Here is a 24,169-nt window from a genome sequence, read left to right on the forward strand (position 1 = left end):
TTCCCTTTGGGCTGTTCAGGAGGTCCCGATCCCAAGTTAATTGGTTCATTTGACAAACAAAATTGGAAGCGCGCACCATGAACGCCTCAGACAGTCTGTCCGGGGCACCTGCGCGTGGGTGCCGCCCCTTGTCGCTTGCCGGGAGGTGCCATGGCGTCACCGATTCATCCCCCGCTTCCCCTCGATCTGGCGGCCATCCGGGCGCGGCACACGCTGCTGCTGCTGGGCAGGCTGTGGGAGGGGGACCGGGCGCGGGTGGACCTCGCGCGGGAGCTGGGGCTGTCGCGCAGCGCGATCAGCTCCATCGTGGCCGAACTGATGGCGGCCAGGCTGGTCGAGGAAGCCGGGCAGCGCGGGGGCGGGCAGGTGGGCCGCCGCGCCACCCTCCTCACCCTGCGGGCGCAGGCGGCGGGCTTGCTCGCGGTGGACCTGGGGGCCAGTCACCTGCGGGTGGAGGTGTTGGACCTGCGCTGCGGGCCGCTGGCGAGCCGCGAGGTCGTCCACGACGTGCTGGCGGGACCGCAGGCGACTTACGCGCGGCTGGCGGACCTCGCCGCCGAGGTGCTGCGCGAGGCTGGGGTGCCGCGCGAGCGGGTGGCCGGGGTGGGGGCGGGTGTGCCGGGGCCGGTGGACCACGCGACCGGCCGGGTGATCAGCCCTCCCAACATGCCCGGCTGGGACGGCGAGAACGTCCGCGCCGGGCTGGAGCGGGCGCTGGGGTTGCCTGCCTGGGTGGACAACGACGCCAACCTAGGGGCGCTGGCCGAGACGCGCTTCGGGCAGCATCGGGGCGCCCGCGACCTGATTTACGTCAAGGTGGCGACCGGCATCGGGGCCGGGGTGCTGCTGGGCGGGCGGCTGCACCGGGGGGTGCGCGGCGGTGCGGGCGAGATCGGCCACATCAGCATCAACGAGCAGGGGCCGGTGGGCCGCAGCGGGAATCCCGGCAGCCTGGAAAGCTACGCGGCGGCGCGGGTGCTGCTGGAAACCGCCGAGGCCCTCCGGGCGGCGGGGGCCGCGACCACCCTGCCCCAACCTCTCACCCTGGCGGCCCTGATCGCGGGGGCGAACAGCGACCCCCTCGCCCGCGAGGTCTGGACCGGGGCCGGGCACCACCTCGGGGTGGCAATCAGCACGGCGCTGAACCTCTTCAACCCGGCGGCGGTCGTGCTGGGCGGGCGGCTCTCGCAGGCGGGCGACGTGCTGCTGCAGGCCGTACGGGAAAGTGCGCTGCGCCGCACCATGTCGGTCAACGCCGATCCCACCTGCATCGACCTGGGCACCCTGGGGGACCGCACGGGGGTGCTGGGAGCCGGGGCGATGCTGCTTGACCAGCTTCTCACCCCGGCAGGGTTGCGCCACCTCTACCGGGTCGCCGCGTGGGGCCGGGGGCCGCCCGCCACCGCCTTGCGGCCGCCCACGCCCTTCGCCCTTTCTGCCCCTGGAGGTTTCCCATGACCGTGTCCCTTGCCAAGAAGACCGCGCTGCTCGCCGCTGCCCTTGCCGTCACGTCCAGCGCCTCTGCCGCCGGAAAGCTGGAAATCTTCTCGTGGTGGTCGGGCGACGAAGGCCCCGCGCTCGACGCCCTGATCAAGCTCTACCGCCAGAAGTACCCCTCGGTGACGGTGGACAACGCGACCGTCTCGGGCGGCGCGGGCACCAACGCCAAGGCCGTGCTCAAGACCCGCATGCTGGGCGGCACGCCCCCCGACTCCTTCCAGGTTCACGCCGGGCAGGAACTGATCGGCACCTGGGTCGTCGCCAACCGCATGGAGGACCTCAGCGGCCTGTTCCGCACCGAGGGCTGGAGCAAGGTCTACCCTAAGGACCTCGTGACGCTGCTCTCGGCCAGGGGCGGCATCTGGAGCGTGCCCGTCAACGTTCACCGCTCGAACGTGATGTGGTACAACCCCGCCAAGCTCAAGACCTGGGGGGTGACCCCGCCCAAGACCTGGAACGAGTTCCTGACGACCTGCGCGGCCCTCAAGCGCAAGGGCGTGGCCGCGCCCCTGGTGATGGGCGAGAACTGGACCCAGCAGCACCTCTGGGAGAGCGTGATGATCGGCACCCTCGGGGCTCAGGGCTGGCAGGACCTGTGGTCGGGCAAGACGAAATTCACCGACCCCAAGGTCGTGCAGGGCTTCACCACCTTCGGGCGGGTGCTGGACTGCGCCAACAAGGACGCCAGCGGCCTGAGCTGGCAGCAGGCTTCCGACCGGATCGTGGACGGCACGAGCGCCTTTAACGTCATGGGCGACTGGGCCGCCGGGTACTTCACTACGACCAAGAAGCTGCGGGCCGGAACGGGCTTCGGCTGGGCGGCCAGCCCCGGCACCTCGGGCACCTTCGTGATGCTGGCCGACTCCTTCGGGCTGCCCAAGGGGGCCAAGAACCGCGCCGAGGCGCTGAACTGGCTGCGGGTGCTGGGCTCCAAGGCCGGGCAGGACGCCTTCAACCCGCTCAAGGGGTCCATCGCCGCCCGCACCGACAGCGACCTGAGCAAGTACAACACCTACTCCAGAAGTGCGGCTGCCGACTGGCGCAAGGACCGCATCGTGGGCAGCCTGGTGCACGGGGCCGTCGCGCCCGAGAGCTTTATGAGCGCCTTCGGGGCCGTGATCGACCAGTTCGTCGCCAGCCGCAACGCGCAGGCCGCCGCCAACGCCGCCGGGCAGCTCGCCACCCGCTCGGGCATCGGGCGCTGAGCACGTAGGGCATGGGGCAGGTCCGGGCCGCCCGTGCCCGGCCTGCCCCACCATCAGGAGGTGACCATCCCTTGAAAGGCCTCTCCCGTGACCGGTTGTGGTCGGTCCTCGTGCTGCTGCCCAGCGTGCTGCTGCTGGCGGTGTTCGTGTACGGCTTTATCGGGCGCACCGTCGCCGTGAGCCTGACCGACTGGGGCAACGACCCCGCGCAGGCGCTGGCCCTGAACCCGGTGATTCGCCCGGTGGGGCTGGCGAACTACCAGGAACTCTTCACCGGCTTCCTGCAGGTCCGCTTCCGGCAGGAACTCGTCAACACGTTGTTTTTCACGGTGTTTTTCATCGCAGGGACGCTGGGGCTGGGGCTCGCGCTCGCGCTGCTGCTCGACCGCAACCCACGCGGCGAGGGGCTGTGGCGCACCATCTTCCTCTTTCCCATGAGCCTGAGCTTTATCGTGACGGGCACCATCTGGCGCTGGATGCTTCAGCCGCAGGGGGGCCTCAACCAGTTCCCGGCCGTGTTGGGGCTGCCGCCGGGCCGCTTCGAGTGGCTGAGCAGCACGGCGTCGATCTGGGGGCTGGACTGGAACCGGGTCCCGCTGCTCACGGCGGCCGTGGTGGCGCTCGCGCTGGGCGTGGTCGCGTGGCGGGCCGCCCGCGCGGGGAACCGCACGCGGACGCTGGTGGCGGGGGCCTGTGCCCTCGTGCTGCTGGGCTGGGCCGTCTTCGTGGGGCCGAACGTGCAGCTCCTGCCCGCGCCGGAAATCCACGGCTTCAACCTTGCCCTGATCGGCATCATCCTCGCCGCCGTGTGGCAGATGAGCGGCTACACAATGGCCCTCTACCTCGCCGGGCTGCGCGGGATTCCCGAGGAACTGCGCGAGGCGGCGCGGGTGGACGGCGCGAACGAGGTGGGCCTCTACCGCCACGTCGTCTTTCCGCTGCTCTCGCCCATCACGCTCAGCGCGATGATCATCCTGGGACACATCAGCCTCAAGATCTTCGACCTCGTGTACGCGATGACCGGGCCGGACAACACCTACACCTCAGTGCCCGCGCTGAACATGTACCTCACGTCCTTCCGGCAAAACCAGTTTGCGCTAGGGGCGGCCATCGGGACCATCCTCCTGATTCTGGTGGCGTTCGTGATCGTGCCGTACCTGAGCAGTGCCTTTCGCCGCGAGGAGGGACACGCATGACGACCACCGCGCCCCCCGTGACGACGGCGCCGCCCGCCGCCGTGCCGCACCGGCCCCGCATCAGCCGCGCGGCGTTGTATCTGCTGCTGGTCCTGGCGACCCTCTTTTTCCTGCTGCCGGTCTATCTGCTGCTCGCGACCGCCTTCAAGACGCCCGAGGCGATCTCGCTGGCGACCACCTGGCAGTGGCCGCGTGACCTGAACTGGGCCAGTTTCCGCGAGGCGTGGGCCAAGGTGGGCGGCAACGTGGGCAACAGCCTGCTGCTCGCGGTGAGCGCGACCGCGCTGTCGGCGGTGCTGGGATCGCTGAACGGCTACGCCCTGTCCAAGTGGACCTTCCGGGGAGCCAACACCCTCTTCGCGCTGATGCTGTTCGGGATGTTCATTCCCTATCAGGCGATCCTGATTCCCCTCTTCCAGTTCATCAAGGGGCTGGGGCTGTACGGCAGCCTGGGGGGGCTGATCCTGGCGCACGTGGTCTACGGCCTGCCCATCACCACGCTGATCTTCCGCAACTACTACGCCGAGGTGCCCGACGCGCTCGTGGAGGCCGCGACCATCGACGGAGCGGGGTTCTGGGGCATCTACCGCCGGATCATCCTGCCGCTGAGCGTGCCCGCCTTCGTGGTCGTGGTGATCTGGGAATTCACCCAGATCTGGAACGAGTTCCTGTTCGCGGCGACCCTCACGAACACCTCCTCGCAGCCCGTGACCTACGCGCTCTCGCAACTCGCGGGCGGGCAGGCGGTGAGCTGGAACCTACCGATGGCGGGGGCGATTCTCGCCGCGCTGCCCACCCTGCTGGTGTACGTGCTGCTGGGGCGCTACTTCGTGCGCGGGCTGCTGGCGGGGAGCGTGAAGGGGTAGGGGAGGAGCGGGGCACTGTCCCCCCGGCCCCTCTCCTCTGGGGAGGGGTTTTGCGCTATGTCCTCCCCACCTGCGACAAATCCGGCAGCAGGCCCCGGCGGCAGCCTCTAAACTGCCCGGCAGGTCATGACCAGCGTTCTTCCCGTCGTATTCGTCGTGTCACCCGAGGCCCGTCAGGCGGCTGACCTCGCCGCCGCCCTGCCGGGGGCGGAGGTCCTGCACATTCCGGGAGCCGACGCCCTGCTGCGCGAGGCCCACCTGCGCCCGCCCGCCGCCGCGCTGCTCTACGACCGCACGCCGGGCATTCCGCTGGCCGAGGTGCTGCCCCTGCTGCGCCAGCGTGCCGAACTCGCCGGAACCCACTGGCTGGCGGTGGGGCACTCGGGCCTGGGCGCCCTGCTCGCGGCGGGGGCCGACGCCCTGGTCAGCGACGCCACACCCCCCGCCGGGCTGGCGCTGCAGGTCCGTGCCCTGCTCGCCCGCGCCGCCGCCCACGCCGAGGCCCAGACCCGCATCGCCCGCCTTCAGGGCCGTCTCGACGACTGGGAACACGAGGAACGGGTGCGCGACCAGCTCGTGCATATGCTCGTGCATGACCTCAAGAACCCCATCTCGGCGGTGCTGGGGCTGCTGGAGGTCGTGGAGGACGATGACCGGGTGCCCGCCGACCTGCGCGAACTGCTCAAGATCGCCCGCGACGAGACGCAGCACCTGCTGCACCTCTCGGTGAACATGCTCGACGTGCGCAAGATGCAGGCGGGCAAGATGCGCCTGCGCCCCGAGCTGGTGTTCAGCCCGATGTTTATGGACGTGATCGCGCAGGCCCGGGGCGACGTGGGCAGCGGCCTGCGCGACCGCCTGGTCGACGTGCAGGTCGCCCCCGGCCTCAGCCCCACCCGCGCCGACCCCGAGATTCTGCGCCGGGTGCTCGCCAACCTGATCAGCAACGCGATGAAGCACACCGCGACCGGGGGCGCCATCCGCATCCGCGTCGGGCAGGACGGCGACCAGACCCACATCAGCGTGGCCGATGACGGCGAGGGCATCCCGGAAGAAGATCTCCCCAACCTCTTCGCGGCCTTCGAGCAGTCACGCCTGACCCTGCATGGCCGCTTCGACACCGGGATGGGCCTGGCCTTTTGCAAGCTCGCCGTCGAGGAACACGGCGGGCGCATCTGGGTCGAGTCCGAGCGCGGCGTCGGCACCACTTTTACGCTGACCCTACCGCTCGCTGTCGATACCGAGGATGAGGACGAGTTCGTCGAGCTGCTGAGCTAAAGGAGCGGCGGGCTGAGCATGGTGACGGGCGGCAACCCGCAGCCGGTGGGCAGGGGGAGCTAAGCCAGTGCATTTCAGGTCTCAGCCCACCCGGAGACGGCCACAGCAGGGTGGTCATTTGGTGCTCTAGGCACTGAGGCGCCACTGTGCCGCTCGGAGGGAGGTGGGCATTCCGGACGGCCTGCGAGCAACTTATCTGTCTGATTCCTCCCCCTGGTTCGGGAACGCGCGAACCCACCGTCCTCTGGCTTCCACAGCGTGTTCGCGCACAACCTGAGGGGCCTCCTCGTGCTAGAACATGAGGCGTACCACAAGTCGGTTTCGTTACGGTTTCGTCAGGCCCGCTCTCTTTTTTTTGGCTCTTTCGTGCGATTTTTCACGAGCAGTTCAAGGATAGAGCGTCGGGCAGAAGGGAGCTTCCCATCGAGTACGCGAATTTCGTGATCATGCTGGTCATTGCCCTGGGCATCGGCGTGCTGGCCGTCATCGTCTCGGCGCTGCTGGGACCGAAAAAGGCCAGCCGCACCAAGCTGATGGCCTACGAGAGCGGCAACGACCCCGAACACGGCGGCGTGGGCACCGGTCAGCGCTTCCCAGTGCACTTCTACCTCGTCGCCATGCTCTTTATCGTTTTCGACATCGAGACGGCCTTTTTCTTCCCGCTGGCGGTGGCCTACCAGAAGCTGGTGCCGTTCGCCTTCTGGGAGGCGCTGACGTTCGTGGGGCTGCTGCTGGTGGGCTACTACTACATCCTCAAGAAGGGGGTGCTGGAGTGGACCTGAGCGCTGCGGGCGCTTCGCGCCGTCCAAGGGTCGAAGAGTCCAAGGGTCTAAGAGACCCGGCGGCCCATCTCCTTAGACCCTTAGCCCTTTTGACCCTTAGACCCCCTCCCGAGGTCCCCGCATGGCCCTGAAAGAACTGTTCGACCGCGACTGGCAGGAGCTGGAATCCGAGGGTATCCTCTTTTCCAGCCTGGAAAAGCTGGTGGCCTGGGGCCGCAGCAACAGCCTGTGGCCCGCGACCTTCGGGCTGGCGTGCTGCGCCATCGAGATGATGAGTTCGACCAACGGGCGCAACGACATGGCCCGCTTCGGCTCGGAGGTCTTCCGCGCCTCGCCCCGGCAGGCCGACGTGATGATCGTGGCGGGGCGCCTCTCCAAAAAGATGGCCCCGGTCATGCGCCGCGTGTACGACCAGATGCCCGACCCCAAGTGGGTGATCTCGATGGGCGCGTGCGCGTCCTCGGGCGGGATGTTCAACAACTACGCGATTGTCCAGAACGTGGACCACGTCGTGCCGGTCGACATCTACGTGCCGGGCTGCCCGCCCCGCCCCGAGGCGCTGATCTACGCCGTGATGCAGCTTCAGAAGAAGGTGCGCGGCGAGGCCTTCGACGAGCGTGGGCAGGAACTCCCAATGGTGGAGGCGTGGACCCGATGACCGCCCCTGACCGAAGCCAGGCCATGCGGCAGGCCGTCACCGAAGTCATCGCCAATTTCGGCCTGACGCCCGACGACAGCCTCGAACCCACCGTGGTCGTCCCGGCCCCGCGCGTGCGGGACGTGGCGCGGGCGCTGGCCGAGCGCGGCTTCATGCTGATGGACGCGGTGGGGGTGGATTACCTCGCCTACCCCGACCCCCGCCCGGCCCGTTTTGCCGTGCTGTACAACATCTACCACCCCTACGAGCACCTGCGGCTCTTCCTGCGGGTGTGGTTGGAAGACGGGCAGAGCGTGGACAGCCTCTACCCGGTGTGGCGGGCCGCCAACTATCTGGAGCGCGAGGTGTACGACCTGCTGGGCATCGTCTTTGACGGGCACCCCGACCTGCGCAAGATCCTGACCCCCGACGACATGGAGGGCCACGCACTGCGCAAGGATTTCCCGCTGGGCGAGACGCCCACCCTCTTCCGCGAGGGCCGCTTTATCGACCCGCCCACCTTCCGCGCCGGGCTGACCGGGGAGAGCCGGGGCCTGACCGGCTGGCGCGGCGAGCTGCGCCGGGGCCAGGGCGAGGACCGGGTGCCGCCCGTGATGCCGGAGGGACCACGATGACCGCCGAATCCCTGCGCCCTGCCACCGAGGCCCCCGCCGAGGGGGGCACGCTGCTGCACACCGAGATCATGTCGCTGAACGTGGGGCCGCAACACCCCTCGACCCACGGGGTGCTGCGCCTCGTGGTGGACATGGACGGCGAGCGGGTGGTGCGGGTCACGCCCCACATGGGCTACCTGCACACCGGCTTCGAGAAGACCTTCGAGCACCGCACCTACCACCAGGGCGTGACCTACGCGCCGCGCACCGACTACCTGCATGCCTTCGGGCACGAGCTGGCTTACGTCCTGAGTGTGGAAAAGCTGCTGGGGGCCGAGGTGCCCGAGCGGGCCAGGGTCGTGCGGGTGATCCTGCACGAGCTGGGGCGCATCCACTCGCACCTCGTCTTTGTGGGGACGGGCCTGCTGGACCTCGGGGCGCTCACGCCCTTCTTCTACGCCTTCCGCGAGAAGGAGTCGGTGCAGGACCTGTTCGAGGCCGTGTGCGGCTACCGCATGAACCAGGGCTACTTCCGGGTGGGCGGGCTCTCGCGCGACGTGCCCGACGGCTGGCCGGAGGCGGTCGCCCGCTTTCTGGAGCAACTCGAACGCGGCGTGGACGAGTACACCACCCTGTTCGCCGGGAACCCCATCTTCATCGACCGCGCCAGGGGCGTCGGCGTGATTCCGGCAGGGGTCGCGCTCGACCTCGGGCTGACCGGGCCGAACCTGCGGGCCTCGGGCGTGCCCCTCGACCACCGCAAGGACAATCCCTACAGCGGCTACGAGGAATACGACTTCGAGGTCATCACCAGCCCCGACGGGGACAGCCTCGCCCGCTTCAACCTGCGGCTGTGGGAGATGCGCCAGAGTGCCGCCATCATCCGGCAGGCCCTGAAGAAGCTGCGCCCCGGCCCGGTCAAGGACCCCAACCGCAAGATCAGCCTGCCGCCCCGGCAGGAGCTGGAGACGAGCATGGAGGCGGTCATCCACCACTTCAAGCTGGTCACCGAAGGCTTCCACCCCCCGCGGGGCGAGGTCTACGTGCCCACCGAGTCGGCGCGGGGCGAGGTCGGCTACTACATCGTCTCGGACGGCGGCTCGATGCCGTACCGGGTCAAGATCCGGGCGCCCAGCTTCGTGAACCTGCAAGCGCTGGAATACGCCTGCGTGGGAGCGCAGTTCGCCGACCTGATCACGATCCTGGCGACCATCGACCCGGTGCTGGGAGACGTAGACCGGTGAGTCCTGAGCTTTCGGCCGCCTGGCTGGCCGAGTGCTTCTCAGTAAGGAGATGAGGCCCCTTTGAGTTACTTCGCAGACAAACACTCCCTCGTCGCGGACATCTTCTCGCGCTACCCGGACAGCCCGCAGGGCCGCCGATCGGCGCTGATGCCGCTGCTGCGCGAGGTGCAGGACGCCGAGGGCTTTGTTTCGGAAGCGCGAATGGCCGAAATAGCGGCCCTGTGCGGCACTACCGCCACCGAAGTTCGCTCGGTGATGAGCTTCTACTCGACCTACCACACCCTCCCCACCGGGCGGTACCACCTGCAGGTCTGCTCGACCCTGATGTGTGCGCTGGCGGGCAGTGACGAGCTGTGGGACCACCTCGTGTCCCACCTCGACGTGCAGCCCGGCGACGTGAGCGCGGACGGGCGCTTCAGCGTGCAGAAGGTGGAATGCCTGGGGTCGTGCGGCACCGCGCCCGTCGTGCAGATCAATGACGAGGGCTACTACGAGAACGTGACCCGCGGCAAGTGCGACCGCTTGATCGCCGCCTTGCGCCAGGACGCCCCGCCCCCGCCCGACAACCCCGTGCCCGTCACCGTGCGTGAGGACGGGCGGCAGATGACGGCGACGGGCGAACGCGTCGGCGCGAGCATCCACGACCGGGGGCCGCTGCCCATGCCCGCCGGGGCCGGAGGTGAGGCATGACCGTCGCGGACCCCGCCCCCAGGGCGATCACCAGCGGGAAAGACCCCCGCTTCGCCCCCAGCCTGTACGCGCATGTGGGCCAGGACCGGAGCTGGACGCTGGACTATTACCGCGAGCACGGCGGCTACGAGGGCGTGCGCCGCGCCTTTGCGATGGGTCCCGACGCCGTCATCGACGAGGTGAAGAAGTCGGGCCTGCGCGGACGCGGCGGCGCGGGCTTCGCTACCGGGCTGAAGTGGTCCTTCATGCCGCTGAACGACGGCAAGCCGCACTTCATCATCTGCAACGCCGACGAGTCCGAGCCGGGTTCCTTCAAAGACCGCTACCTGCTGTCCGAAGACCCGCACCAACTGATCGAGGGAATGCTGATCGGCGGGTACGCGATGCGGGCGTCGGTGGGTTACATCTACATCCGGGGCGAGTATGTCCATGCCGCCGAGCGGATGTGGGCCGCCATCGAGGAAGCGCGGGAAGCAGGGCTGCTGGGCAAGAACGTGCTGGGCAGCGGCTTCGACTTCCAGCTCTACGTGCACCGGGGAGCCGGGGCGTACATCTGCGGGGAGGAAACCGCGCTGATGAACTCGCTGGAGGGTCTGCGGGCCAATCCCCGCCTCAAGCCGCCCTTTCCCGCCGCCGCCGGACTGTATGGCCTGCCCACGACCATCAACAACGTGGAGACCTTCTGCGCGGCGACCCAGATTCTGAAGTACGGCGCCGACTGGCACGCCTCGATGGGCACCGAAAAGTCCAAGGGCATGAAGCTCTTCCAGATTTCCGGCCCGGTGGCGCGGCCCGGCGTGTACGAGTTGCCGCTGGGAACCACCTTCCGCGAGCTGATCTATGACTGGGCGGGGGGGCCGCTGGAACCCATCAAGGCGATCATCCCCGGCGGGTCCTCCTGCCCGATGCTGCGCTGGGACGAGGCCACGCTGGACACGCCGATGGACTACGAGGCGATCGCCGCCGCCGGGTCCATGCTGGGCACGGGCGGGGTCACCCTCATCCCGCAGGCCGACTGCATCGTGGACGTGACGTGGAACCTCGTGCGCTTCTACGCCCACGAGTCCTGCGGCAAGTGCACCCCCTGCCGCGAGGGCATCAGCGGCTGGATGGTCAAGATGTACGAGAAGCTCGTGCGCGGGCGCGGCGTGCCCGGCGACGTGGAGCTGGTTCTCGACATGTCGGAAAACATCGGGGGCCGCTCCTTCTGTGCGCTCGCCGACGCCTGCCTGGGGCCGGTCCTCAGCTCCATCAAGCTTTTCCGCGACGAGTACGACGTGCTGGTGCAGACGGGCCAGCCTACGTACCCGGCCCGCAACCGCTGGAGGAACGAATGAAAGTCACCATCGACGGCATCGCCGTCGACCTCCCGGCGGGCACCAGCGCGATCGACGCGGTGTTTCACGCCGGGCGCGACGTGCCGTATTTCTGTGCCCACCCGTACCTCTCGCCCGTGGGCGCCTGCCGGATGTGCCTGGTGGAAGCCGGAACGCCCCGCAAGGGCAAGGACGGGCAGTTCGAACTCGACGAGGCGACCGGGCAGCCCAAGATCTTCTGGATGCCCAAGCCGATGGCGTCCTGCACCCTGCAGGCCACCGATGGGATGCACATCCGCACCGCCAAGACCTCGGACGTGGTCGCCAAGGCGCAGGCGGGCATGATGGAGTTCACGCTCCTGAACCACCCGCTCGACTGCCCCACCTGCGACAAGGGCGGCGCCTGCGAACTGCAAGACCGCGCCTTCGAGTACGGGTACGGGGCCAGCCGCTACGGCTTCGACCGCCGCCACGCGGACAAGCACTACGCCTTGTCGGACTTCATCATCCTCGACCAGGAACGCTGTATCCACTGCAAGCGCTGCGTGCGCTACTTCGAGGAGGTGCCGGGGCAGGAGGTGCTCGACTTTATCGAGCGCGGCGGGCACACCTTTATCGACACGGAGGAGGGCGGCCTGCCGGTCGGCTTCCAGGGCAACATCGCGGACATCTGCCCGGTGGGGGCACTGCTCGACAACGTGGCCCGCTTCCGGGGCCGCAACTGGGAGTACGACCACACCCCGACCACCTGCACCCTGTGTCCGGTGGGCTGCTCCATCGTCGTGGACGCCCGCAACGGCCGCCTGGAGCGCGTCGTGGCGGGCGAGAACCGCGACGTGAACGAGATGTGGATCTGCGACGCGGGCCGCTTCGGGCACGTCTTCGCCACCGAGGAGCGCCTGACCCTGCCGCTGGTGCGCGTCGGCGGCGAGCTGCGCGAGGCCACCTGGGACCAGGCCGTGGACGCGATGCGCCAGGGCTTCCTGGGGCACGGCGGGAGCGTGGGCCTGTACCTGAACGCCGACTCCACGTTGGAGGAGGGGGCGGCGCTCGTCGCCCTCGCCGAAGCCATCGGCACCGCCTCTCTCGACCACTGGCCGCGCTACGCCCATACCCCGATGGGCACCGCCACCCTGACCGACGTGGCGACCGCCGACGGGGTCGTGGTGCTGGGGGCTGACCTGGGCGAGGAGGCCCCGGTCGTCGAGCTGCGGATTCTGGAGGCCCTGCGCGGCGGCCTGCTGCCCGCCGAGTTCGCGCACGGCACCGCCATCGCGGACCTGCGCCTCACCGAGCGGCCCGCCCGCCAGCCCGAGAAACTGGCCGTGATCGGGCGCGAGTCGCGGCTGTGGGAGCACGCGGGGATCCGGGTTGCGGCCAGCGGGCCGGACGCCCTGACCCGCCTCGCCCGCCCCGACACCCCCGAACTTCAGGCAGCGCTGCGGCTGCTGGAAGGGGCCGAGAAACCCGTGCTGATCCTGGGCGCCGACGTGCTGAACGGGGCCGACGCGGCTTTCTCGGCGGTGCTGAACAGCCTCGCCGCGCGGGTGGGCGCGAAGGTGCTCGCCATTCCCGCCGGGGCGAACAGCCGGGGGCTGGGGGGCCTCAACCTCGTGCCTGGCACGGGGGGCCTGCCCTACGCGCGGCTGGACGGGGTGGGGGCGGCGTTCCTCTCGCGCCTGGACCCCGCCGCCCAGGGCCTGCCGGGCCGCGCCCGCGGCTTCACGGTCGTGCACGACACGCACCTCACCGCGACCGCGCAACTGGCCGACGTGGTCCTGCCTGCCGTCACGAACTACGAGAAGCGCGGCACCACCGTGAACCTCGAAGGCCGGTTGCTGCCGCTCACGCAAGCCCCGCTGCGGGCGGGCGAGGGAGCCGACCTGATTCGCGCCCTCGTCGCGGTGGCCGAGGCGCTGGGCATTCGGCCCCCGGTGCGTGGATTGCGTGGAGCACAGACCTGGCTGGAGGGCCGCTACGGACTGCGGCTGGCCGACGTGCCCGAGAAGGGGGTCATTCAGCCGCCCCGGCCCCCGCAGGACGCGGCCACCGGGTTGGCCTATAAGCCGCAGCTCTGGAAGCCGCGCATGGTGCCGCACCCCGAGCGCCGGGGCAGCGGTGTCCTGGGCCGCGAGGCCCGCACCGAGCTGTGGGAACTGCCGATGGCGCCCTCGCCGCAGCCGGGAGGAGACGACTGATGCCCGACTGGCTCGCCACACTGCTGATCACGCTGCTCAAGGGCGTGCTGGTCGCCCTCGCGCTGCTGACCACCTTTGCCTACATGACCCTGGTCGAGCGGCGGCTGCTCGCCCGGATGCAGATTCGCTACGGCCCGAACCGGGTGGGGCCGGGAGGCCTGCTCCAGCCCCTCGCCGACGCGGTCAAGAGCATCTTCAAGGAAGACCTGCGCGTCACGCTGGCCGACAAGCTGGTCTACACGGTGGCCCCCATCGTCGCCATCGGCATGGCGCTGACCGCCTTTGGGGGCATCCCGGCGGGTCCGGCGGGCTCGCTGTTCGGGGAAGACCCCTGGGTCTACCAGCTCGACGCGGGCATCCTCGCGCTGCTGGCGATCACCTCCATGGGCGTGTACGGCATCTTCCTGGGGGGCTGGGCCTCGGGCTCGAAGTATCCCATCCTGGGCGGCCTGCGTTCCAGCGCCCAGATGATCTCCTACGAACTCGGCATGGGCCTGAGCATTCTGGGCCTGCTGATGCTGGTGGGCAGCACGGCCTTCGTGAACATCGTGGAGTGGCAGGCCGCCAACGGGTGGATGCTGCTGTTCCAGTCACTAGGCTTCGCGCTGTTTCTCGTCAGCTCCTTCGCGGAGACCAACCGCACCCCCTTCGACCTGCCGGAAGCCGAGCAGGAACTCGTGGCGGGCTACCTGACCGAATACTCCGCGATTAAGTGGGCGCTCTTCCAGATGGCCGAGTACGTCAACATGATCACGGCCTCGGCGATCATGGCAACGCTCTTTTTCGGCGGCTACCGGGGGCCGGTCTTCCTGGAAGGCCTGATTCCGGGCATCTCGGGCTGGCCGATTCTATGGCTGGTCGTCAAGATCGCCTTCTTCCTGTTCCTGTTCATCTGGGTGCGGGCCACGCTGCCGCGCTTCCGCTACGACCAACTGATGCGCTTCGGCTGGAAGCTGCTGCTGCCGCTCGCGCTCGCCAACACCATGATGACCGCCGCCTACCTCGCCTTCGCGCGGGGCCTGGGGCTGTGGCCGCTGGCACTGCTGAGCCTGCTGGGGCTGCTCGCCCTCTTCGCCATGAGCGACCGGGTGCGCGTGCTGTGGAACAAGCCGACCGGACGCCGGGGCGCGGACGACTCGTGGCCCACGCGGCCACTGGGGGGGGACTGATGGTGCCGGTCCCCTCCACCCGAAGGAGGAGGCAACTATGAGCGTGCTCGACATCGCCAAGGGCATGGGCGTGACCCTGGGTAAGCTGTTTCAGAAGCCCGTGACCGTGAGTTACCCGGAGGAGCGGGCCACCCTCCAGCCGCGCTTCCGGGGACGGCACGTGCTGACCCGGCACCCCGGCACCGGCCTGGAAAAGTGCATCGGCTGCTCGCTGTGCGCCGCCGTCTGCCCCGCCTACGCGATCTACGTGGAGGCGGCCGAGAACGACCCCCTCAACCCCACCAGCCCCGGCGAGCGCTATGCGAAGGTCTACGAGATCAACATGCTGCGCTGCATCTTCTGCGGTCTGTGCGAGGAAGCCTGCCCGACGGGGGCGGTCGTGCTGGGCAACGAGTTCGAGATGGCCGACTACCGCTACCGCGACCTCGTGTACGGCAAGGAAGACATGCTCGTGGGCGTGGACGGCTCGCTGCCGCAGCGCCGCGAGGCCGCCCGCACCGGCAAACCCCTGCGCCGGGGCTTCCGGGTGGAGGGCGGCGCCCGCAAGGAACTGGAAGGGGTGGAGTACCCGACATGACCCAGGCAAATGACCTCAACTTCATTCCGGCCGGGGGGCAGCCATGATCGCCTTCATCCTTCTGGGAGCGCTCGCCCTCGTCGGCGCGGTGATCACGGTCGCGGCCCGCAATGCCGTTCACGCGGCGCTGGGACTGGTGGGCACCCTGCTGAGCGTGGCGGGGCTGTTTGCCAGCCTGAGCGCGTCCTTTCTGGCGGCCATTCAGGTGATCGTGTACGCCGGGGCGATTCTGGTGCTGTTTCTCTTCGTGATCATGCTGCTCAACGCCAACCAGCCCATCACCGGGCGCGACCCGGTGCCCTTCGTGCGCGAACTGGCGGGCCTCGGCGGGGTGATTCTGGCGGGAGCGCTGGCGATCATCGCTTTCTCCTACCGCGATCCCCGGCCCCTCACTGAAAGCGCAGCGGTGCTGCGCGGCGGCACGGCGGGCGCGGTGGGCGAGACGTTGCTGACGCGTTTCCTGCTGCCGTTTGAGGCGGTGAGCATCCTGCTGCTCGTCGCCATCGTGGGGTCGGTGGCGCTCGTCAAGCGGCCCGTGCCCCAGCCCGACGGCCTGACCGACGCCGAGGGCGTGGCGTTGCCCGGCGAAGCGCCCGAGCGCACGGCCCCCGAAGGCGGGGTGAGGGCCTGATGGACATGGCACCGACCGCCTACTACGTGGCCCTCTCTGGGCTGCTCTTCGCCATCGGGATGATCGGGGTGCTGACCCGCCGCACGGCGATCATGATCTTCCTCAGTGTCGAGCTGATGCTGAACGCCGCCAACCTCGCGCTCGTGGCCTTTGCCCGGTCGTGGGGCGACCTCGCCGGGCAGACGGCCGTCTTTATCGTGATGACGCTGGCCGCCGCCGAGGTCGCCATCGGCCTCGCCATCATCGTCGCCATCTTCCGCAAGCGCGAGACGACCAACGTGGACGACCTCGCCACATTGAAAGGCTGAGTGCGCGTGCCCCTGTATCTGCTTCCCCTGCTGCCGCTCATCGGCTTCGCGCTGCTGATGCTCTTTCCCCGTCTCTTTCCCGGTCGCTCGGCGGGCTGGCTCGCGTCGGGCACGGTGCTGGTGAGCTTCGTCATCGCCGTGATGCGCTACCTCGGTCAGGGCGACGAGCCCGCCCGCGAGGTGCTGTGGACGTGGCTGCCCAACATGGCGCTGAACGCCAACCTGTCGGTGGGCTTCTGGTACGACCAGCTCTCCGCGCTGATGGCCCTGATCATCACGGGCGTGGGCTTCCTGATTCACCTGTACTCGGTGAGCTACATGGGCCACGACCGGGGGTTCGCTCGCTTCTTCGCCTTCCTGAACTTCTTCGTGGCGATGATGCTGATTCTGGTCCTCGCCGACTCCTACCCGCTGATGTTCGTGGGCTGGGAGGGGGTGGGCATGGCGTCCTACCTCCTGATCGGCTTCTGGTTCTCGGGCCGCAACTCGGAGGCGTCCCAGAAGGATGTGCGCGAGGCCAGCGACCGTGAGGGCGTGGCGAACTCCAACGCCGCCCGCAAGGCCTTCATCATGAACCGCATCGGGGATCTCGGCTTCATGCTGGGGATGTTCCTGATCTACAAGCTGTACGGCACGCTGGTGATTCCCGAGCTGGCCGAGCGGGTGGAGGGGGCACAGGTGGCCGTCGCCGGAATCGAACTCGCCTGCCTCTTCCTGCTCGTGGGCGCGGTGGGCAAGTCGGGCCAGTTGCCGCTGACAACCTGGCTGCCGGACGCGATGGCGGGGCCGACGCCCGTCTCCGCGCTGATCCACGCCGCCACGATGGTCACGGCGGGCGTGTACCTGATCGCCCGCAGCCACTTCCTGTACGACCTCGCACCGACGGCCTCGACCTGGGTGGCCTGGGTCGGCGGCCTGACCGCGCTGTACGGGGCGCTCTCGGCGCTCAACCAGCATGACATCAAGAAGATCCTGGCGTACTCCACCGTCTCGCAACTCGGCTACATGTTCATGGCCGTGGGCCTGCACGCCTACTCGGCGGGCGTGTTCCACCTGCTGACGCACGCCTTTTTCAAGGCGCTGCTGTTCCTCTCGGCGGGCGCGGTGATTCACGCGCTGCACGAGGAGCAGGACGTGCGGCGCATGGGCGGAATGCGCAAGTTCATGCCCTTTACCCACATCACGGCCCTGATGGGCGTGCTGGCGATCGCCGGGATTCCCATCTGGAGCGGCTTTTTCTCCAAGGACGCGATTCTGGCCTCCGCCTTTGAAGCGAGTCCGGGCCTGTACGTGATCGGGCTGGGCGTGGCCTTCCTGACCGCCTACTACATGGGCCGCTGGTACTTCCTGGTCTGGCGCGGCGAGTACCGGGGCAACGTGACGCACCCGCACGAGGCCGACGGCCTGATGAAGGTGCCGCTGGGCATCCTCGCGGCGCTGGCGACCTTCGCCGGATTCCTGAATGTGCCGACCTTCCTGGGGGGCGGGCACGCCTTTGACGACTATCTGGGCCGGGCAATTCCGGTTCACGGCCACGAGATTCCCGTCTCGACCGAGTGGCTCTTGACCATCCTCGCGGTGGCCGCCGGGGTGGGCGGGCTGTTGTGGGCCTACGCCGAGCACCGCCGCCGCACGCTGGCCTCCGGGCCGCTGGGCGCGGCGAGCACGAACGCGCTGTACCTCGACCGGGTGTATGACGGGCTGGTCGCGGCCCCCAGCCGGGCACTGGCCGCCGGGCTGGACGCGGTGGACCGGGGCGTGGACGGCACGCTGTCGGGCGTGGCCCGCAACAGCGCGGCCCCCGGCGGGCTGTTCTCGCGCTGGCAGAGCGGCTTCGTGCGGACCTACGCGGTGTCCATGCTGCTGGGCACGGCCCTGCTGCTGGGCTACTGGGCGCTGCGGACGATTGGAGGCGGCGCGTGATTCACCTGATGATTTTCTTGCCCCTGCTGGGCGCCCTCCTGCTGCTCGTCACGCCGCGCACGTGGCGCGAGGAGGTGGCGGGCTTTTTCGCCGCGCTCACCCTGGGCCTGGGGCTGTGGCTGTGGCGCGACGGGGGAGCCGCCCTCTACAGCGCCCCCTGGGTTCCCGCGCTGGGCGCGACCTACTCGGTGGAACTCGCGGGGCCGAGCCTCGCCCTCGCCCTGATTACCGCGCTGATGACGCTGGTGGCCGTGATCTACGCGGCCCGCCGGATCGAGAATCCCGGCACCATGCTCGCGCTGGTGCTGGCGATGGAGTCGGCGCTGCTGGGGCTGTTCGCCGCCCGCGACCTCGTGCTGTTCTACGTGTTCTTTGAGGCGGCGCTGCTGCCTTCCCTGCTGATGCTGGCGATCTACGGCGGCCCGGAGCGGATGCGGGCGCTCGTCAAGTTCGCGGCGTACACGCTGCTGGGCAGCCTGCTGATGCTGCTCTCCATCATCGGGGTGCGCTACTACGGGGGCAGCCCGACCTTCGCGCTGGCCGATCTGGTGCGCTTCCCGGTGGAGGGCGCCGCGCAGACGTGGCTGTACCTGGGCTTCCTCGCGGCGATGGCGGTCAAGCTCCCGCTGTGGCCGCTGCACGCCTGGCTCCCCGACTTCCACGAGCAGAACCACGCCAGCGGGATTCCCGACCTGATGGGCACCCTGTACAAGGTGGGCGGCTACGGGCTGTTCGCCTTCGCGCTGCCCCTTTTCCCGGACGCCTCGCTGGAACTGCGCCCGGTGCTGATGGCGCTCGCGGCCTTTACCGCGCTGTACGGGGCCTGGATCGCCTTCCGGCAGACGAACTGGAAGCGGCTGCTGGCCTACGCGGGGCTCTCGCACATGGGCATCGTGGGGCTGGGCATCTTCAGCCTGAACGAGACGGCCACCGTGGGAGCGCTGTACCTGCTGGCCTTCCAGAACGTGTACACCGGGGCGCTGTTCCTGGGCGTGGGGATGTTGCAAGACCGCATCGGCAGCGTGGACACCCGCGTGGGCGGCGTGATGACGCAGGCGGGGGCCTTGAGCGGCCTCACGATGGCGCTGTGGTTTGCCTCCATCGCCGTGCCGGGACTGGCGGGCTTCATCGGGGAATTCAGCGTGCTGCTGGGGGCCTATCAGGTTGCGCCGTGGCTGGCGTTTATCGCGGGCCTCTCCACCATCGCCGCCGCCGCCTACGCGCTGACGGCCTTCCAGACGACCTTCTGGCAGGGGCGCCCGCTGGGGTCGGTGCGGGTCGCGGACCTGCGGCAGACCGAGTGGCTGGTGCTGGGCATCCCGCTCGCGGTCGCCATCCTCTTCGGGGTGTACTCGGCCCCCGCGCTCAACCTGATTCAACCCGCCGTGCGCGGGGTGCTCTCTGCCCTGGGGGGGCAATAAATGTTGCAAGCTCCTGATATCGCCCTCGCGCCGCTGCTGCCCATCCTGCTGGTGCTGGCGGGGGCCGTGTCCAGCACGGTGCTGGGCTTTCACCTGCCCCGGCGCACGCTGACCTACATCAACCTCGCGCTGCTGATTCTGAGCGGACTGGCGATGGGCCTGCTGTGGAGCGGCCCCGGCGAGGTCCCGGCGACCGCCTTCGGCGGCGGCCTGCAAGCCGACAACGCCGCCATCCTGCTGGGCCTCACGATTCTGGCGGGCAGCGTGATGACCCTGCTGGTGAGCCTGGACACGGCCTACCGCGCCCGCGTGAGCTTTCCGGAGTTTGACGCGATGCTGATGTACGCGATCACCGGGACGCTGCTGATCGCCTTCTCCGGCGACCTGATCGTGATGCTGATCGGGCTGGAGGTCATGAGTCTGGCAAGCTACGTGCTGGCGACCCTGCAGGACTCGCGCCGCGCCGAGGAATCCGGCCTGAAGTACTTCCTGCTGGGGTCGGTGGGCAGCGCCATCCTGATCTACGGTCTCGCGCTGGTGTACGGGGCGACGGGCAGCCTGAGCTACGCGGGCATCGCGGAGGCGACGGCGGGCCTGACTCCCGGCAATCTCGGCCTCCTCGTGGGCGGGGCGCTGCTGCTGCTGGCGGGCTTCGGGTTCAAGGTGGCGCTGGCCCCCTTCCACCAGTGGACGCCCGACGTGTACTCCGGGGCGCCCACCTCGGTCAGCCTCTTCCTGAGCACGGTGGTCAAGGTCGCGGCCTTCGCGGGAATGCTGCGGGTCTTCGGCGGGGCGCTGCAAAACGCGCCCTTCTGGGCCTCGGCGCTGCAACTCCTGATCGCGGCGACCTTGATTATCGGGAACGCGGCCTCGCTGTTCCAGACCAACTTCAAGCGGATGCTGGCGTATTCGGCGGTTGCCCACACCGGCTTCGTGGCGATGACCCTGCTGGGTACACCGGGGCTGGGCGGCGCGGCGCTGGGCTACTACCTGCTGATCTACACGCTGATGACGGCGGCCGCCCTGGCAGTCGTGGCGGCCCTGCAACGCAGCGAGGCCGGGATGGAGATCAGCGACTTGCGCGGGTTGTACTACCGGCACCCCGGCTACGCGATCGCGCTGGCGGTGTGCCTCGCCAGTCTCGCGGGGCTGCCGCCCTTCGCGGGCTTTTTCGGCAAGTACCTCGCGTTCCAGGCGGCCTTTCAGAACGGGTACGTCTGGCTGAGCATCCTCGCGGTGCTGGCGAGCGTGGCGGCGTTGGTGTACTACCTGCGCCCCGCGATGCTGCTGTTCATGCCCGACCGCACCCCCGCCCGCGAGTACGCGCACGGCCAGCGCCCCGCGACCAACCTGACGGTGGCGCTGGGCGTCGCCGGAATCACCGTGCTGGGGCTGCTGCCCAACCTGTGGTACGGGTGGGTGGCGGACCCGGCAATCTGGGAGCTGTTGGCGGGGCGGTAGGGGAGACGCCAAAGGAAGAGGAGCGAAGGCATCTGCTTTCGCTCCTCTTCCTTTGCTGGGGCTACTCCCGCTGCGCCTGCCCGTACTTCATCCGGTAGCGGCTGCGGCTGGCCGCTTCCAGCAGGTCGGCGGGGCCAGAGGTGTCCGGGCTGGTGGTCGCCGCCCCCACCGAGGCCCGCAGGGGCAGGTCGCGGTAGCTCAGGCCGTCCAGCGAGGCGATCAGGTTGTCCGAGAGGCCCCCGATCTCGGCGGGGCCGACGTTGTCGAGCAGCACGGCGAACTCGTCCGGTCCCCAGCGGAAGACGAGGTCGCCCCGGCGCTTCTGGGCCTGCAGGCGGGCAGCGAGGTCCCGCAGCACCTCGTCCCCCGCGCCGCGCCCGTACTTCTCGTTCACGGCCCGGAACCCGCTGAGGTCCACCAGCAGCAGCCCCAGTGGGCGCCCGGCGCGGCCCGGCCAGCGGTGCTCGACGGCGCGGGTAAAGGCGAGGCGGTTGCCCATCCCGGTCAGGGGGTCGCGGGTGCCCAGCGTCCGCAGGGTCCACCAGCGTTCCAGCGCGACGAGCGCCATACCCAGAATCGCGGCGACCGAGACGGTCACGCCGGGGAACCACAGGTTCACCAACCACAGCGGGGCCGCCAGCCCCAGCGTACCCAGCGCCAGCCCAAAGCCCCACAGCCCGCCCAGCCACGCCGCCAGCGCCGCCGCCGCGACCGCGAGCAGGGCGACCAGCCAGCCCGGCAGCAGGGTGGGCGGGGGTGCGAGCAGGGTGGACACCGCCTGGGCCTGCAGCACGGGCACCGGGGTAGGTTGCCCGGCCGGGTCGAGCAGGGTGGTGTCCGGCTCGCTGGCGGCCGTCACACCCAGGATCACCACCCGCCCCTGCAGGTCCCCGAAGCGCACATTGCCGTTCACCACGTCGCGGAAGGGGATGGCGGCCAGGCGGCTGGCGTCGCGCCGGAACTGCCGCAGCAGCCGGGGCTGGGGGTCGAGCGGCACCGTCTGCCCCGCACTGACGGCGAGCTGGCGCGAGAAGCTGGGTTGCAGCTCGCCTGAAGGGTCGGGGAGGGCCGTTCGGAAGCGCCGTACCATGCCCCGCGTGTCGGGGTCCAGGGTCACCACGCCGGTAGGAAGGCGCTGGCCTTCCAGGGGTGCGAGCGGCTCGCCGGGCGTGCTCGACAGCACCACGTTGGGCCGGGCGAACACCCAGGCGAGGTCCGGCGTCCGCGCCAGCGCCGAGAGCCGGGGGTCCAGGCCCACCGTCTGCACCCCGGCCTGATCCAGCGTGTTCAGGGCCTGCGCATACAGCTCGGGAGGCCACACGGTGGGCGGGCCATAGTCGCGCAGCGACGTGTCGTCCACCCCCACGACCACCACCCGCCCGTCCGGGGGCGCGGGGAGGGCACGGTTGAGGCTGTCCCACAGCCGCCCATTCTGCGGAAAGAGCAGCCCCACCCCCAGCCCCAGCAGGGCGGCGGCGGGCACCGTCAGCCGGGAGAGGGGCCGTTCCCCGCCCCCCCGGCCGCGCTCAGGGAAGGACCGCATACGCCTCGTTTCCGGCCTCGTCGCGCACGGTGACCCGCACCGGGGTGCCGTCCGGTGGGGCGGGGAGGGGGAGGTCCAGCACGGCCACCCCGTCCGGCCCCACGGCCACCCGGCGGGTCTGGGTCTCGGTGCCCAGCCGCAGCGTGAGCGTGAGGCGTCCGGCGCGGCTCTGGGCGGTGCCGAGGTCGCGCAGGGTGCCGGTCACGCGCAGCAGCCTCCCCTCTCGCTCGGCCCGCAGCCCGGTCAGGGAGGGGGGCGTGCGGTCCACGACAACCGTCACCCGCCGGGTGCGCCGCTGTCCGCGCCAGTCGGCCCGGACCTCCACCCGCGCCTCGCCCTCGGGGAGACTCGCCCCGGCGAGCCGGAAGCGGCCCGGCTGCCCGGCCACGGGGGACAGCGCCAGCACCCGGCTCCCCACCAGGGCGCTTACCGTCGCCCCCGGCTGGGTGGTGACCCCCAGGGAGAGGGACCGCGTGGGGCTGCTCACCGGGTCCAGCCGCAGGACAAGGGGCGCCAACACCTGCGCGTCCAGTGCCGGGTTGGGCAGGGGGGTCGCCCCGCTCCCCGTCGGCGCCGCGAATACCCCGAAGGTCTTGCGCAGGCCCGCGACCTCCACGGCAAAGGCGCTGCCCCGCAGTCCACTCCCCACCAGCGCGGGCTGCCCCGCCCCGCTGCGAACCACGTTCCAGGCTTGCCCCCGCAGCAGGCCCAGGCTGGTCGTACCGGACTCCGGCCCCGCCGTGGCCGTCAGTTCACTGTTCTCCTGAAGTCGCAGGTAGCCGCCTCCTAGAAAGCCCACCTCTGCCCAGGCGCCCACGCCGGTGCTCAGGCGGGTGCCGGGGTCCAGGGTCGCCCCCACCCGCGCGACCGTGCGCGTGCCGCCCGCCGTGACGTACACCGGCCCGCGCGTGGCCTGCACGCTGGCTCTCCCGGTGCCCGTCAGCCGGGGGGCGTACCACGGACCCTCCTCCTCGCGGAAGGCGGTCACCCGGCCGGTGCCCAGCGCGACAGCCTGCCCGGCCTTTAGCCGCGTGGCCTTGCCCGCGACCGTCACTCGTGCTCCGCCCGCCAGAACCGCGACCCGCTTGAGGCCCCCCACACCCAGGTCGGCCCGCACCTGCGCCCCGGCGTCCAGCGTGAGGGGCTGCCCCAGCGCAGTCAGGCTCAGCGGTCCCAGTAGCAGAAACCGGCCTTCCTGAAGCTCGGCCCGCCCGCCCGCCACCCGCAGCCGCGAGGCCGGGCCGAGGAGGAGTTTCCCCGTCGTGCCATTGCGAATGGTGGTCCAGACCAGCCCGTCGCCCCCCGTCCGCAGGCCCGCCGTGACGGTCGCGGGTACTCGCAGGGACACCCAGCGCCCCCCCGTCAGCGCTTCGGCCCGCCCTTGAAGCTGCTCGGCTTTGACGAGGGGGGATGGGCCGGAGGCCGCGTCCGCCGCCGGTCCCAGCAGCGCCGCGAGCAGGGCCGTGCGGAGGGGCAGGGAGGGGCGGGGCACGGGTGGCAGACTCACCCGGCCAGTCTACCGGGTCGCTTCCGCCCGGCACCCGGCAAAACACCACGAAGACGGCAACCGGAGAAGAGCTGCACTCACAGGGCGCCCTATACTGCCCGCC

The 24,169-nt window shown here is 69.9% G+C and carries 21 protein-coding genes; 19 read left to right on the forward strand and 2 right to left on the reverse strand.

The features are described 5' to 3' along the window. The first annotated feature begins 150 nt into the window (after positions 1 to 150). The 19 genes from C3K08_RS04300 to C3K08_RS04390 all read left to right on the forward strand — a co-directional run bounded on the left by C3K08_RS04300 (position 151) and on the right by C3K08_RS04390 (position 21,016). The gene (locus tag C3K08_RS04300; RefSeq protein WP_104990183.1) at positions 151 to 1,458 is read left to right on the forward strand and encodes an ROK family transcriptional regulator; all 1,308 of its coding nucleotides are present in this window, start codon (positions 151 to 153) and stop codon (positions 1,456 to 1,458) included. Beyond that, a complete protein-coding gene (locus C3K08_RS04305; protein ID WP_104990184.1) occupies positions 1,455 to 2,705 on the forward strand; it encodes an ABC transporter substrate-binding protein in 1,251 nt (416 codons plus the stop codon). The genes C3K08_RS04300 and C3K08_RS04305 overlap by 4 nt, the downstream gene beginning before the upstream one ends. Positions 2,706 to 2,776: 71 nt before the next feature. Next, positions 2,777 to 3,901, forward strand: coding sequence for a carbohydrate ABC transporter permease (locus tag C3K08_RS04310; RefSeq protein WP_199776991.1), 1,125 nt, complete (start codon positions 2,777 to 2,779; stop codon positions 3,899 to 3,901). Beyond that, positions 3,898 to 4,767 carry a carbohydrate ABC transporter permease gene (locus C3K08_RS04315; protein WP_104990186.1) on the forward strand — a complete coding sequence of 290 codons (870 nt, stop codon included), beginning with the start codon at positions 3,898 to 3,900 and terminating at the stop codon, positions 4,765 to 4,767. Before C3K08_RS04310 ends, C3K08_RS04315 begins: the two co-directional genes overlap by 4 nt. 126 nt (positions 4,768 to 4,893) lie before the next feature. Beyond that, positions 4,894 to 6,045, forward strand: coding sequence for a sensor histidine kinase KdpD (locus tag C3K08_RS04320; protein WP_104990187.1), 1,152 nt, complete (start codon positions 4,894 to 4,896; stop codon positions 6,043 to 6,045). A 446-nt stretch (positions 6,046 to 6,491) separates the two neighbouring features. Continuing rightward, positions 6,492 to 6,827 carry an NADH-quinone oxidoreductase subunit A gene (locus C3K08_RS04325; protein ID WP_104991910.1) on the forward strand — a complete coding sequence of 112 codons (336 nt, stop codon included), beginning with the start codon at positions 6,492 to 6,494 and terminating at the stop codon, positions 6,825 to 6,827. A 121-nt stretch (positions 6,828 to 6,948) separates the two neighbouring features. Further along, positions 6,949 to 7,485 carry an NADH-quinone oxidoreductase subunit B family protein gene (locus tag C3K08_RS04330; protein WP_104990188.1) on the forward strand — a complete coding sequence of 179 codons (537 nt, stop codon included), beginning with the start codon at positions 6,949 to 6,951 and terminating at the stop codon, positions 7,483 to 7,485. Next, positions 7,482 to 8,099, forward strand: a complete 618-nt coding sequence (locus tag C3K08_RS04335; RefSeq protein WP_104991911.1) for an NADH-quinone oxidoreductase subunit C — start codon at positions 7,482 to 7,484, stop codon at positions 8,097 to 8,099. The genes C3K08_RS04330 and C3K08_RS04335 overlap by 4 nt, the downstream gene beginning before the upstream one ends. Beyond that, on the forward strand, positions 8,096 to 9,322 hold the full coding sequence (gene nuoD, locus C3K08_RS04340) for an NADH dehydrogenase (quinone) subunit D (protein WP_104990189.1): 1,227 nt from the start codon (positions 8,096 to 8,098) through the stop codon (positions 9,320 to 9,322). The genes C3K08_RS04335 and nuoD overlap by 4 nt, the downstream gene beginning before the upstream one ends. Positions 9,323 to 9,382: 60 nt before the next feature. Continuing rightward, positions 9,383 to 10,012: an NADH-quinone oxidoreductase subunit NuoE gene (gene nuoE / locus C3K08_RS04345; RefSeq protein ID WP_104990190.1), complete on the forward strand. Its 630-nt coding sequence runs from the start codon at positions 9,383 to 9,385 to the stop codon at positions 10,010 to 10,012. Next, positions 10,009 to 11,349, forward strand: a complete 1,341-nt coding sequence (nuoF, locus tag C3K08_RS04350) for an NADH-quinone oxidoreductase subunit NuoF (protein ID WP_104990191.1) — start codon at positions 10,009 to 10,011, stop codon at positions 11,347 to 11,349. Before nuoE ends, nuoF begins: the two co-directional genes overlap by 4 nt. Next, a complete protein-coding gene (nuoG, locus tag C3K08_RS04355; RefSeq protein ID WP_104990192.1) occupies positions 11,346 to 13,526 on the forward strand; it encodes an NADH-quinone oxidoreductase subunit NuoG in 2,181 nt (726 codons plus the stop codon). Before nuoF ends, nuoG begins: the two co-directional genes overlap by 4 nt. Beyond that, positions 13,526 to 14,695, forward strand: a complete 1,170-nt coding sequence (gene nuoH, locus C3K08_RS04360) for an NADH-quinone oxidoreductase subunit NuoH (protein WP_104990193.1) — start codon at positions 13,526 to 13,528, stop codon at positions 14,693 to 14,695. The genes nuoG and nuoH overlap by 1 nt, the downstream gene beginning before the upstream one ends. A 37-nt stretch (positions 14,696 to 14,732) precedes the next feature. Next, entirely contained in the window at positions 14,733 to 15,272 is a 540-nt protein-coding gene (nuoI, locus tag C3K08_RS04365; protein WP_104990194.1) for an NADH-quinone oxidoreductase subunit NuoI, read from the forward strand. Positions 15,273 to 15,315: 43 nt separating this feature from the next. Further along, positions 15,316 to 15,903, forward strand: coding sequence for an NADH-quinone oxidoreductase subunit J (locus C3K08_RS04370; protein WP_104990195.1), 588 nt, complete (start codon positions 15,316 to 15,318; stop codon positions 15,901 to 15,903). A 5-nt stretch (positions 15,904 to 15,908) separates the two neighbouring features. Further along, positions 15,909 to 16,211 carry an NADH-quinone oxidoreductase subunit NuoK gene (nuoK, locus tag C3K08_RS04375; RefSeq protein ID WP_104991912.1) on the forward strand — a complete coding sequence of 101 codons (303 nt, stop codon included), beginning with the start codon at positions 15,909 to 15,911 and terminating at the stop codon, positions 16,209 to 16,211. Positions 16,212 to 16,217: 6 nt separating this feature from the next. Then, positions 16,218 to 18,134, forward strand: coding sequence for an NADH-quinone oxidoreductase subunit L (gene nuoL, locus C3K08_RS04380; protein WP_199776992.1), 1,917 nt, complete (start codon positions 16,218 to 16,220; stop codon positions 18,132 to 18,134). Continuing rightward, complete coding sequence (locus C3K08_RS04385) at positions 18,131 to 19,555, forward strand: NADH-quinone oxidoreductase subunit M (RefSeq protein ID WP_104990197.1); 1,425 nt, start codon at positions 18,131 to 18,133, stop codon at positions 19,553 to 19,555. The genes nuoL and C3K08_RS04385 overlap by 4 nt, the downstream gene beginning before the upstream one ends. After that, positions 19,556 to 21,016 (forward strand): NADH-quinone oxidoreductase subunit N, encoded by a 1,461-nt coding sequence (locus C3K08_RS04390; protein WP_104990198.1) that lies wholly within the window; start codon positions 19,556 to 19,558, stop codon positions 21,014 to 21,016. A 61-nt stretch (positions 21,017 to 21,077) separates the two neighbouring features. On the opposite strand, the gene C3K08_RS04395 is transcribed toward C3K08_RS04390, so the two are convergent. Together C3K08_RS04395 and C3K08_RS04400 are read right to left on the reverse strand one after the other, a co-directional pair. Continuing rightward, on the reverse strand, positions 21,078 to 22,559 hold the full coding sequence (locus C3K08_RS04395; protein ID WP_104990199.1) for a diguanylate cyclase: 1,482 nt from the start codon (positions 22,557 to 22,559) through the stop codon (positions 21,078 to 21,080). Continuing rightward, the gene (locus C3K08_RS04400; protein WP_104990200.1) at positions 22,543 to 24,066 is read right to left on the reverse strand and encodes a hypothetical protein; all 1,524 of its coding nucleotides are present in this window, start codon (positions 24,064 to 24,066) and stop codon (positions 22,543 to 22,545) included. The genes C3K08_RS04395 and C3K08_RS04400 overlap by 17 nt, the downstream gene beginning before the upstream one ends. Positions 24,067 to 24,169 lie beyond the last annotated feature (103 nt).

It is taken from the genome of Deinococcus sp. NW-56 (assembly GCF_002953415.1).
In the GTDB taxonomy this organism is placed as follows: domain Bacteria; phylum Deinococcota; class Deinococci; order Deinococcales; family Deinococcaceae; genus Deinococcus.

Coding starts and splice junctions, on each gene's coding strand:
- C3K08_RS04300 (WP_104990183.1), top strand. CDS start 151: ATGGCGTCACCGATTCATCCCCCGCTTCCCCTCGATCTGGCGGCCATC.
- C3K08_RS04305 (WP_104990184.1), top strand. CDS start 1,455: ATGACCGTGTCCCTTGCCAAGAAGACCGCGCTGCTCGCCGCTGCCCTT.
- C3K08_RS04315 (WP_104990186.1), top strand. CDS start 3,898: ATGACGACCACCGCGCCCCCCGTGACGACGGCGCCGCCCGCCGCCGTG.
- C3K08_RS04320 (WP_104990187.1), top strand. CDS start 4,894: ATGACCAGCGTTCTTCCCGTCGTATTCGTCGTGTCACCCGAGGCCCGT.
- C3K08_RS04325 (WP_104991910.1), top strand. CDS start 6,492: ATGCTGGTCATTGCCCTGGGCATCGGCGTGCTGGCCGTCATCGTCTCG.
- C3K08_RS04330 (WP_104990188.1), top strand. CDS start 6,949: ATGGCCCTGAAAGAACTGTTCGACCGCGACTGGCAGGAGCTGGAATCC.
- C3K08_RS04335 (WP_104991911.1), top strand. CDS start 7,482: ATGACCGCCCCTGACCGAAGCCAGGCCATGCGGCAGGCCGTCACCGAA.
- nuoD (WP_104990189.1), top strand. CDS start 8,096: ATGACCGCCGAATCCCTGCGCCCTGCCACCGAGGCCCCCGCCGAGGGG.
- nuoF (WP_104990191.1), top strand. CDS start 10,009: ATGACCGTCGCGGACCCCGCCCCCAGGGCGATCACCAGCGGGAAAGAC.
- nuoG (WP_104990192.1), top strand. CDS start 11,346: ATGAAAGTCACCATCGACGGCATCGCCGTCGACCTCCCGGCGGGCACC.
- nuoH (WP_104990193.1), top strand. CDS start 13,526: ATGCCCGACTGGCTCGCCACACTGCTGATCACGCTGCTCAAGGGCGTG.
- nuoI (WP_104990194.1), top strand. CDS start 14,733: ATGAGCGTGCTCGACATCGCCAAGGGCATGGGCGTGACCCTGGGTAAG.
- C3K08_RS04370 (WP_104990195.1), top strand. CDS start 15,316: ATGATCGCCTTCATCCTTCTGGGAGCGCTCGCCCTCGTCGGCGCGGTG.
- nuoK (WP_104991912.1), top strand. CDS start 15,909: ATGGCACCGACCGCCTACTACGTGGCCCTCTCTGGGCTGCTCTTCGCC.
- C3K08_RS04390 (WP_104990198.1), top strand. CDS start 19,556: ATGTTGCAAGCTCCTGATATCGCCCTCGCGCCGCTGCTGCCCATCCTG.
- C3K08_RS04395 (WP_104990199.1), bottom strand. CDS start 22,559: ATGCGGTCCTTCCCTGAGCGCGGCCGGGGGGGCGGGGAACGGCCCCTC.